The 11,602-nt window shown below is 49.7% G+C and carries 5 protein-coding genes; 4 read left to right on the top strand and 1 reads right to left on the bottom strand.

Going from position 1 to position 11,602, the window contains the following annotated elements; all coding sequences use genetic code 11:
• Positions 1-133 precede the first annotated feature (133 nt).
• From B7360_RS08590 to B7360_RS08605, 4 genes are all read left to right on the top strand, one after another.
• Positions 134-2,554, top strand: a complete 2,421-nt coding sequence (locus B7360_RS08590; protein WP_025553349.1) for a GH92 family glycosyl hydrolase — start codon at positions 134-136, stop codon at positions 2,552-2,554.
• Between the two features lie 47 nt (positions 2,555-2,601).
• Entirely contained in the window at positions 2,602-5,307 is a 2,706-nt protein-coding gene (locus B7360_RS08595) for a GH92 family glycosyl hydrolase (RefSeq protein WP_085343301.1), read from the top strand.
• 144 nt (positions 5,308-5,451) lie between these two features.
• Positions 5,452-7,914 (top strand): GH92 family glycosyl hydrolase, encoded by a 2,463-nt coding sequence (locus B7360_RS08600; protein WP_085343302.1) that lies wholly within the window; start codon positions 5,452-5,454, stop codon positions 7,912-7,914.
• Positions 7,915-8,003: 89 nt separating this feature from the next.
• On the top strand, positions 8,004-10,484 hold the full coding sequence (locus B7360_RS08605) for a GH92 family glycosyl hydrolase (protein WP_085343303.1): 2,481 nt from the start codon (positions 8,004-8,006) through the stop codon (positions 10,482-10,484).
• Positions 10,485-10,515: 31 nt separating this feature from the next.
• On the opposite strand, the gene B7360_RS08610 is transcribed toward B7360_RS08605, so the two are convergent.
• Positions 10,516-11,586 (bottom strand): nitronate monooxygenase family protein, encoded by a 1,071-nt coding sequence (locus B7360_RS08610; protein ID WP_085343304.1) that lies wholly within the window; start codon positions 11,584-11,586, stop codon positions 10,516-10,518.
• Between the last annotated feature and the right edge of the window lie 16 nt (positions 11,587-11,602).

The following is an 11,602-nucleotide window of genomic DNA, read 5'->3' on the forward strand; positions in this document are numbered from 1 at the left end:
TCCCAATAGTGACAACTCAGCCGGGGGAGCGCATCTCCCGGCTACCCCTACAAGCAAATTTTATAAGCAGTCCTTTATAAACAGTCTCTTATAAACACTTTTTATATACGAATAACGACAAAACGGTATGCACATGTTTAAACGTAATCTTATCTCTTTGGCTATCCTGGTTGGTCTGACGGGTGGCTTGGCTGGCTGTAACAGCGACAACGATTCTTCCTCTTCACTGCCGGGCGATCCAATTGTTGATCTTGCGGTATTGAAATACGTCGATCCTATGATCGGCACAGCGGCTTCTGGTCATACATTCCCGGGCGCGACGGTACCGGCAGGTATGGTTCAACTGTCTCCAGATACTTTCATCGGTTCTAACACAGACCATGAATCAGGACTTAACCCTTGGCACTCGGCATCTGGCTACTGGGATTCATCCAACTACGAAACTGGCGAAGTGGTTAACACTGACGTTCCGCTGTACGGCTTCTCCCATACTCACCTTTCAGGTACAGGCGCAACGGACTTAGGCGACATCTTGGTTCTGCCATACGCAGACATGGCGAACACACAACTGAACTCTTTCGACAAAGCCAATGAAGAAGCAAGCGCAGGCTACTACAAAACCAAGCTAAACCAAGGTCAAATCGAAGTAGAACTGAGCGCAACCAAACGCGTTGGTTTGCACAAATACACCTTTGCTGATGGCGCAGACCGCAACGTGAAGTTCGATTTAGGTCATACCCTAATGAACAACAACGGCAAGTCTTTGAAGAACAAAGTAGAAGTGGTGGACGAATACACCATTCGCGGTCGTAAAACATCAACAGGCTGGTTCCAAGGGCAAGATCACCAAGGTCAAGACATCTTCTTCTACGCGAAATTCAACCAGCCAATCGCCAAAGCACTGCTGGGGGAACAAGATCTAGAACCAACCCGCGAAATGCGTAATGGTGCGGTTTACTCAGGCGATGATCTGACCGCTTACCTAAACTTCGGCACAGGCGAAGAGCCAATTGAAATCCGCGTGGGTATCTCTCCAGTTAACTGGCAAGGCGCACAGAAAAACTTAGAAGCGGAAGCACCAAGTTTCGACCTAGCACAAGTGAAAGAAGACGCAGAATACGCGTGGGCTGAGAAGCTAGCGAAAATCAAAGTTGAAGGCGGTACAGACGCAGAGAAAACCAACTTCTACACTGGCATGTACCACATGATGATCGCACCAATCGAGTTCTACGATGTGGATGGTCAATACGTGGATATGCTTGGCACAGTGCGCACACTGAAAGATGGCGACACGCCAAACTACTCGATTTACTCAACGTGGGATACGTTCCGCGCGGTTCATCCAATGTGGACCATCATCGACCCAGACCAAGCAACGCTATACGTGAAAGACTTGATTCGTAAATCTAACGACGAGTTTGGTTTATTGCCGAAATGGGAAGGTCACGGCTCAGAAACTGGCACCATGATCGGCTACCCATCGGCAGCGATTCTTGGCGATGCGGTAACCAAAGGCTTGATTGATGCCGAGCAGGCTTACACCGCATCAGTAAAATCAGCTCGATACACACCGCATGAGTACCCACAGATTCATGACGACATCCTAAGCTCACTCATGGCTGGTCAGTTGAACTACCACGAGAAAGAACAGTGTGTTCGTTACCCGAACTGGAACTCAGTATCGTACTCGTTGGAATTCTCATTCTACGATTGGACGATCGCAGAAATGGCGAAAGCTGCTGGCGATATGGACGCGTACGAAGAGTTCAAAGCTCGTTCTTACAACTCTTTGAAACACTGGGATGCAGAAGCAGGTAACGCAGACGGCACGGGCTTCTTCGTACCAACAGAACTGAAAGAAGGCGACCCATGTGCGCTGAAATACGCTTCAACTGACTTCGACCCTTACAAGTCTGACGCGTTCTACTACACAGAAGGTAACGCGTGGCAGTGGCAATGGGCGTTCATGCAAGACTTAGACAAGCTGACTGAAATCATGGGCGGCACGCAAGGTCTGAACGACAAGCTGAACAACCTATTTACTGCCGATCCAAATGGCGGCGAAGCGCACCAAGACATGACAGGCTACATCGGTCAGTACATTCACGGTAACGAACCTTCGCACCACGTCATCTACTTGTACAACCGTACTGAAGAATCTTACAAGGCGCAGGAATACCTAGACCAAGTTTACGACCAGTTCTACAAACCGACGCCAGACGGCATCATCGGTAACGAAGACGTAGGTCAAATGTCGGCTTGGTACTTGATGTCAGCACTGGGCTTCTACCAAATCTCGCCAACCGATCCAACCTACAGCATCGGTCGTCCAATCTTCGACAAAGCGACGGTAGACATTGGCTCTGGCACCTTCACGGTAACGGCTGAGAACAACGGTCCAGACAACATGTACATCAAAGAAGTGACCATCAACGGTAAGCCTCTGGATGTGTACAACACCTTCCAGCACAGCGAATTCAAAGCAGGCGGCGAACTGCACTTCGTGATGACGGCTGACAAGTCTGAAGCAATGCAAGCCAACCTAGGTGAATAATGATTTTGAGGGGACCTTATGTCCCCTTTTCTCGTGGAATAAAAACAATGAAACTAAAAAGAACCCTACTCTCTACCGCAGTGTTAACCGCCATGCTTGGTCTTGCTGGTTGTGGCAGCGACTCTGATCCAGAAACTCCGGTTATTTCTACCCCTACTTTGGAATTCGTTGATACCTTGATCGGCACTAAAGGTCTTGGCAACGTCAACCCATCGCCAGTGATGCCAGAAGGTATGATTCAACCGTCACCAGATAACTTCGATCCAAACGGTTGGAATGGCAAAGGCTCGCCTGTCGAATACGACCCAGTACACAGCTTGCTTTCTGGCTTCTCAATGACCCACATTTCTGGCGCAGGTAAAGGCGACCTAAACGACTTCGCTTTCTTGCCATACACAGGTTTCAATACTGATGCCGTGACAATGGATAAAAGCTCGGAAGTGGCAGAGGTTGGTTACTACTCGGTTGACCTTGTAGAAACCGGCGTAAAAGCTGAACTATCGGCAACCGACCGCGTGGCGTTCCAACGTTACACCTTCAAGCCGGGTGAAGACCGCAAAGTACGTATCGACCTGCAACACGAACTGTTGGAGCAATACGGCAACCACTCTCGCAGCATCTACTACAAACGCGTTAACGACACCACAGTCGTAGGCGCGCGTACTTCAAACGAATGGGGTCAATGGCAAACCGTGTTCTTCGCGGCAGAATTCTCTGATCCAATCATTGAAGAGAACCTGTACACCAAGTTAGCTTCTGAGAGCAAACTCACCCCAACCGATGCTACCGAAGTCGGCTTGGAAGATTACCGCGGCTACGCAGAGCACAAACCAATGCCGGGCGAGCCAGAACCTGACCCAGAACGTTTGGCAAAACGCGCAAACGATGTCCTGACTCATTTGAACTTTGGTAAAAGCGATGAGCCATTAGTGGTCAAGGTAGCGATTTCTGGCACTGGCGTTGACGGCGCACTGAAAAACCTAGAAGCAGACACCAACGGTTGGGATTTCGACAACGTCGTACAACAAAACCGTGTGGCTTGGGAAAACATCCTTGGCGAGTTTGAACTGAAAGGCGGCAACAAAGCCGACAAGACCATGTTCTATACCTCGCTCTACCGTACGTTTGTTGCTCCATTCCTATACCAAGACGTGGATGGCAAATACCGTGGCATGGATGGCAAAGTGCACCAAGCAGAAGATGGCTTAGTGAACTACTCAGTGTACTCAATGTGGGATACCTTCCGCGCCGCACACCCACTGAAAACCATCATCGACAAAGACCGCGCGATTGAACACGCACGCGATCTATTGAACAAATACCAAACGGGTGGCGTGCTACCAAAATGGGAACTGCACTCGGATTACACTGGTGAAATGGTCGGTCATCCTGCAGTCTCAGTTATCGCCGATGTCATGGTCAAACACCCAGAAGCCTTTACCGCAGCTGAGTTTGATTTGGCGTTGAAAGCCGCTGACGAAACGGTCAACTTTAACCTTGATAAAACTGAAAGCTGGGTGCCTTACCAAGATGCTTGGAACGGCGACAAACGCTTCACAGTAATGACGCGTCATAACGACTACCAAGAAGACGTCGGCTATATTCCAGCCAACACTAAATGGGCGCCGGACTCTGGCGAAAAACCGGGTTACGTGGAAGGCTTGAAAGTCGATAAATACGACGAGCTCGTGAACGAATCGGTGTCTTACGGTCTTGAGAACGCATACTACGACTGGTGTATCGCTCAGATCGCTAAACTTGCGGGCAACGACCAACAGTACGACCGCTACATGGCTCGCTCAGAGTCGTTCAAGAACTACTTCGATTACAACCCAGAGCAATACGGCAAACTGCAAGACACCAAAGGCAACGCATTGGGTGCAACGGGCTTTATGCGTCCGGCTTACATGAACAGCGGCAGCAAGGTTTGGGCGAACAACCTGAAAGCCGAATGTTTGGACGAGAACATGGCACTGTCTATCCCAGACGGTATGGACTACAACGCGTGTAAAGACCGCAAAGCGCTCAACGAAAGTGACGTGTTCTGGCCTTACCGTGCTGAGCACCGTGGCGAAGACTTTACCGAAGGCAACACTTGGCAATGGACATGGTTTGCACCGCACAACTTGAACGGTCTAGCCAACGTGATGGGCGGCGAGCACATCGACCGCACTGACTTCTCTCTTCCAGAAGATGTAACCGAACAAGGCAAAGCGGCATTCCTCGCTAACTTGAATGCGCTGTTTAATGCGGACTCCAACGCCGACACGAGCCAATCACACGATATGTCAGGCTACATCGGTCAGTTCGTGATGGGTAACGAGCCTGATCACCACGTGCCTTACCTATACAACTGGACGGCCGAGCCTTGGAAGACACAAGAAATCGTCGACCAAGCGATGAACGAGTTCTACCACCCAACGCATGAAGGTCTGATTGGTAACGAAGACGTCGGTCAGATGTCGGCGTGGTACGTGATGTCTGCATTGGGCTTCTACCAAGTCACACCGGGCGAAGCAAGTTACACCATCGGTCGTCCTCTGTTCGACAAAGCCGTGATTCCAGTCGCGGACGGTAAATTCACCATCACCTCAGAAAACAACAGCCAAGAGAGCATCTACGTTAAGTCGGTGACCATCAACGGCAAACAATTGAGTGACAACTTCAGCTTCGCCCACAGCGATTTGAAAGACGGTGGTGAGCTGCATTTCGTGATGACTTCAGACAAATCTGAAGCGATGAAAGCGCAGTAGCTGACACCCATTCAAATAACGCCCCCAAATTACTTGGCGTTGTAACTAGGCGACAGCGCTGCAACGTCAAGTAGTACGGGGATAAAGGGGTACACCCTCGCCCCTTATTTTCTGTAGAACCTTCACTTCTGTGGAACCATAAAAATGAAACTAAAAAGAACCCTTATCTCTACCGCTATTCTCGCTGCCATGTTTGGTCTTGCTGGCTGTAACAGTGATGACGACAACAGCAACTCTGGTACACCATCCCTCGACACCACGCTAACCCAATACGTCAATCCATTGATTGGTACAGGCGCAGATGGCCACACCTTCCCTGGGGCGGTTGTGCCTTACGGTTTGGTACAACTTTCTCCTGATACTGAAATGGAAGGCTGGGGCTCTGCTGCCGGTTACTTCGACCACGGCAAACTGACTGAAATCCCAGTGTATGGTTTTTCCCACACTCACCTTTCTGGCACAGGCATTACCGACCTTGGTGATATCTTAGTTCTGCCTTTCACCAAGAAAGAAAACGCCGTTTTCAACACCTTCGATAAAGACAACGAAACCGCAGAAGCGGGTTACTACGCGGTTGAACTGAAAAAAGGCGAAATCAAAGCTGAGCTAACTACCACGCAACGTGTTGGCTTCCACCGCTACACCTTCAAAGAGGGCACTACACCACACATCAAGTTCGATTTAGACCACACCCTCAACAAAGGTCACTTCAACAACCGCACCATGAAGGGTGATTTGGAGTTCATCGACGCTTACACCATTCGCGGTTTGCGTAGCTCGAACGGTTGGGCGAACAACCAACACGTGTACTTCTACGCCACCTTCAACCAACCTATTGTCAAAGCCATTGCTCTAGTTGACGGCGCAGAAACGGAAATCGATGTAAACAACGACAACATCGACGCAGTGAAAACCATCGCTTACCTAGAATTCGCACCATCATCAACACCGTTAGAAATCCAAGTAGGCTTGTCACCAACAGGCACAGAAGGTGCGGAGAAAAACCTAGAAGCAGAAGCAGAAGCAAAAGACGTGTCATTTGATACTGCGCGCGCTCAAGCCAACGACGCATGGCACCAAGAGCTTAGCCGCATGATGGTATCTGGCGGCACGGAAGATCAGAAAGAGATCTTCTACACCGCGCTTTACCACGCTTCTATCGCGCCAATGATTTTCCAAGATGTCGACGGTCAATACCCTGCGATGCGAACTCGCATTCAAAAAGACGCGGGCGACACACCAAACTACTCCGTGTACTCCATGTGGGATACTTTCCGTGCAGCGCATCCACTGAAAACCATCATCGATCCGGAACGTGCCGAAGAGTTTGCCAACGACCTGATTCGTAAATACGAAGACGGTGGCATCTTGCCGAAATGGGAACTGCACAGCCATTACACGGGCACTATGATCGGCTTCCCTGCGGTCTCAATCATTGCTGACGCGATGGCGAAAGGCTTAGACATCGACTCACAACTGGCTAAAGAAGCGGCTGAGTTTACGGTGCGTTACCACGAGGCATCTGAATTCCCAGATTGGACGGAAGACAACAACATCGGCGCAGCAAACGTTGTGCAAGTGAAGGTGTACGAAGAAAACGGCTTTGTTCATCACGGTTACTGGAACAGTGCGTCTTACACGCTTGAGTTTGCATATGGCGACTGGGCAATGGCAGAAATCGCGCGCATGGCTGGCGATGTAAAACTGCAAGAAGAGTTTATGACTCGTGCCGACAACTGGCTTAACCATTGGGATGCAGAGACAGGCTTCTTACGTCCGAAAAACCACCCGCTAAGCTCATCACCAAACAAACCGCCTTTGGAGTTCAACCAACCAATTGATGAAGAGCGTTTGGATGAGTGTGAAATGGTTGAGTGGCCAGAAGGCTCAGGCGTGATGAAAGAGAAATGTCCGCTGCTACCGTTCGACCCTTACTACGTGGACGAGTTTGCCTACACCGAAGGGAACGCGTGGCAATGGAAGTTCCAACCAATGCACGATTTCAACCGTCTGAAACAAGAAATCTACCAAGCCGACTTGGCGCAAGGCAAAGACACCACACCTGAGAAAGCCTTCCGTGAAGACTTGGACGAGCTATTCAATGCGCGTTCTTCAAACACAGGTGAAGAGCTGCCAGACCTAACGGGTTACATCGGTCAGTACATGCACGGTAACGAGCCATCGCACCACATTCCTTACCTATACGCGCTAACGGATGAGCCATGGAAAGCGCAAGAGTATCTAGACCGCATCATGTCAGAGATGTACACCAGCGAGCCAACCGGCTTGATTGGTAACGAAGACGTGGGTCAGATGAGCTCTTGGTACTTGATGTCGGCAATGGGCTTCTACCAAGTGACGCCTGCGGATCCGGTCTACACCATCGGTCGTCCTATGTTTGATGAAATCACCATTCCAGTGGAAGGCGGCGAGTTCACAGTCATCGCAGACAACAACAGCCCACACAATAAGTACGTGAAGTCCGTAACCATCAACGGCAAACCGCTGGATGCCAACTTCACCTTCAAACACAGCGAAATCAAAGCGGGCGGCGAGCTTCACTTCGTCATGACGGGTGACAAGCAAGAAGCGCTTCAAGCTCAGTAACGTTTTATGTAATTCGTGTTTAAAGAATAAGCAGATAGATTAACTCAGTGGCAGGAAGTGATGCGCTTCCTGCCTAAGGAATCAAGATTATGAACTTTACGAAAACCGCTATCGCCACCGCAGTGATTGCAAGTGTTATTAATTTGGCTGGCTGCAACGATGACGACAATAACACCTCACCAAGCGTCGATACTTCCAACCTAAAATACGTCGACCCATTCATTGGGACAGGCTTTAACGGACACACCTTCCCGGGTCCTGTTGTGCCAGAAGGCATGGTGCAACTTTCTCCAGATACCGAGCTGATCGGCTGGCACTCTTCATCAGGTTACCACTTCGATAAAAAGACCCTATTTGGCTTCTCCCACACTCACCTATCCGGCACGGGGATGGGCGGCTTAGGTGACATTCTGTTCCTGCCATTTACCGAAGACAAAGCCAAGTACATCGAAGACAGCGACGACTACCACGAAGCGATTTCGGTCAAGATGGACAAAACCTCAGAAGTGGCAGAAGCGGGTTACTACTCTGTGAAGATTGCAGAGAACGGTATCAAAGCTGAGCTTACGGCGTCTGAACGTGTCGGCTTCCATCGTTACACCTACCCGCAAGGTCAACCACAACGTTTGAAGATTGACCTCAACTCCATCCTTAACAGTGACTGGGGTTCGACCTCTCTGCGCAACAAACTGACGGTGAGCGAAGACGGTCATACCATCACAGGCGAGCGCGATGCAGCGCACTTCTCTGGCTGGGCGAAAAACCAAAAAATCTTCTTCTATGCGACTTTCGATAAGAAGATCAAAGACGTTTACATCCTTGCCAATGGCGAACCTGTTGACGGCCTAACGGCAGAGCATGTTTCTGAATTGATTTACGATGACCAAGGTAATCCAGTTAAGCGTGTCAAAGCGGACGTCACTGCCTACATCGAATTTGAAGATGAAGGCTCACAAGAGTTGAATGCTCAAGTGGCGTTATCTGCGGTTGACCCACAAGGTGCAGAAAACAACTACGATGCCGAAGCCAATGTCTCTTTCGATACTGCGCGCAGCAACGCACGTGAGAAATGGGCAAAAGCGCTCAACTTCTCTATCGAAGGGGGCACGGAAGATCAGAAAGAGATCTTCTACACTGCGCTTTACCACACCAAGATTGCGCCGATGGTGCATCAAGACGTAGATGGTCGATTCCGAGGCATGGGCAAAGGCTCAATTCGTGAAGGCGAAGGGGAATACTCCATCGCTTACGGTCAAGCAACGGAAGAACAGCCAAACTTCTCGGTTTACTCTCTATGGGATACCCAACGTGCATTACACCCACTGAAAACCATCACAGAGCCAACTCGCGCGGTGCAATACGCGAAGAACCTAGTTCAGAAGTACACTGAAAGCGGCTTGCTGCCGAAATGGGAGCACTTAGGTGACGAAACAGGCACCATGGTTGGCTACCCAGCGGTAGCAGTGATTGCGGATGCGATGACCAAATTCCCAGAAGAGTTTACTCAACAAGAGAAAGAGTTGGCGCTGAAAGCCGCGATCGACTCTTCGACTTACGACAACTACCCGGCACTACAAGCCGATTGGGATCAAGGCGTCTTGGATCGCACTTTAACCAAGCACATCGATTACATTGAGAAAAACGGCTTCACGCCTGCCATCCAACGTATCGATGGTGAACCAGTCTTTGAAGACTACACGGTTGAGTCTGTTTCTTACGGTCTAGAAAACGCGTTCTACGATTGGGCTATAGCACAAATTGCCAAAGCAGCCGGTGATACTCAAGCGGAAGAGCAATACCTTGAACGCTCAAAAGGCTACAAAAAATACTTCGATTACAACCCAACTGAATACGCAGAACATGGCGTGACGGGCTTTATGCGCCCAGTGATGATTGATGAAACCTTCATGACGCCATTCGACCCATACGGCACAGAACACGAGACAGGCAACTACACCGAAGGTAACGCGTGGCAGTGGACTTGGTTTGTACCGCATGACATCGCGGGCTTAAAAACCATCATGGGTGGCGATGCTGAGTTCCAGAAAAACCTAGAAGCAACCTTCACCGCAGAAAGCCAAGGCACTGAAACACCGGATATGTCTGGTTTGATTGGTCAAGTTGCGTTTGGTAACGAGCCTTCACACCATATTCCTTACCTATTCAACTGGACCGCAGAACCATGGAAGACGCAACAAGTCGTCGACCACATTCTTGATGACATGTATTTCGCTGCCCCAGAAGGCGTAGTTGGTAACGAAGACGTGGGCGCCATGTCCGCTTGGTATGTGATGTCTGCATTAGGCTTCTACCAAGTGAACGCAGCAGAACCTATTTACACTGTGGGTCGTCCGCTATTTGACAAAGCAGTGATTCCGGTGAAAGGCGGCACGTTCACCATCACCACAGAGAACAACGCCGATGACAACATGTACATCAAGTCTGTCACCATCAATGGCAAAGCTTTGGATAACGGTTTCTTCTTCGACCATTCCGAGTTCAAACCGGGTGGTGAGTTGCACTTCGTGATGACGGGCGAGCAATCTGAAGCGATGAAAGCGCCTCAATAACCTTCACTTGAAATGTGTTCCTCAGGCCAAATCAGTCTGAGGAACACAAGCTCAAATCAATCCCTTCCACTAATGATAGTGTCATTTCTGCTGCTGAAACTTCTTTGCAACCCGACGAATTTTGTCCGCACCACAACGGCGTAAATTCATCTCGGTTTTGCTTCTCCATAAGCGCTCTTAACTGAGTCATTTCAATGGATGCATATGGGAATTTCGGCGCAGACTCACAGATGTAGCCTAGCTCCGACATCGCACGATTCACAATGCCTCGTGCAGGTCGGCCCGAGAAAACATTAGTCACCGCCGTATGCTGCGCGCGCTCACTGGCAATGGCATATCGATGTAAAGACGATGTTTTCGCCTCATCACACAACAAATAGGCGCTGCCAACCTGCACGGCACTTGCCCCTAACTTCAGCGCGGCTTCTACACCATTTCTATCGGCAATTCCTCCTGCTGCAATAACAGGCAAATTCACGCGCTTGACGATTTGCGGTAACAACGCCATCAAGCCTAATTGAGTGGATAAATCATCCGATAAAAACATGCCTCGGTGTCCACCAGCCTCCAAGCCTTGGGCGATAATGCCGTCAACGCCTTTTGCTTCTAGCCAAAGTGCTTCGTCCACCGTGGTTGCTGACGAAAGGATCTTCCCGCCCCACCCTCTAATTCGAGCTAACAGATCATCGTCTGGCAAACCAAAGTGGAAACTGATCACTGGCGGTGTAAATGGTTCAATCGCGTCAGCAATATCATGATTGAAAGGCATCCTTGTCGGAGCGTTTGGCTGAGCCTGCACGGTTGCACCCACTTCAGCAAAATACGGTTGCAGCGTTTTTTGCCACTCTTCGTGCTTGTTGGCGTCATATTCCGGCATTTCATGGCAAAAGAAGTTGAGGTTGAACGGTCGATTGGTCGCCTGTTGAATAAGTTGAAGTTCTTTAACGATGGCGTCTTTGTTCAGCATTCCACAAGGTAACGAGCCAAGCCCGCCAACATTACTGACAGCTATGGTCATTTGGCTGTCTTGCACGCCGGCCATTGGCGCTTGAATAATCGGTAACTCTGTTCCCAAAAGTGTATTAAATACCTTGTTTATCATGATCTTTCCTTGAAAA

Source organism: Vibrio sp. ArtGut-C1, from assembly GCF_002105475.1.
In the GTDB taxonomy this organism is placed as follows: domain Bacteria; phylum Pseudomonadota; class Gammaproteobacteria; order Enterobacterales; family Vibrionaceae; genus Vibrio; species Vibrio diabolicus.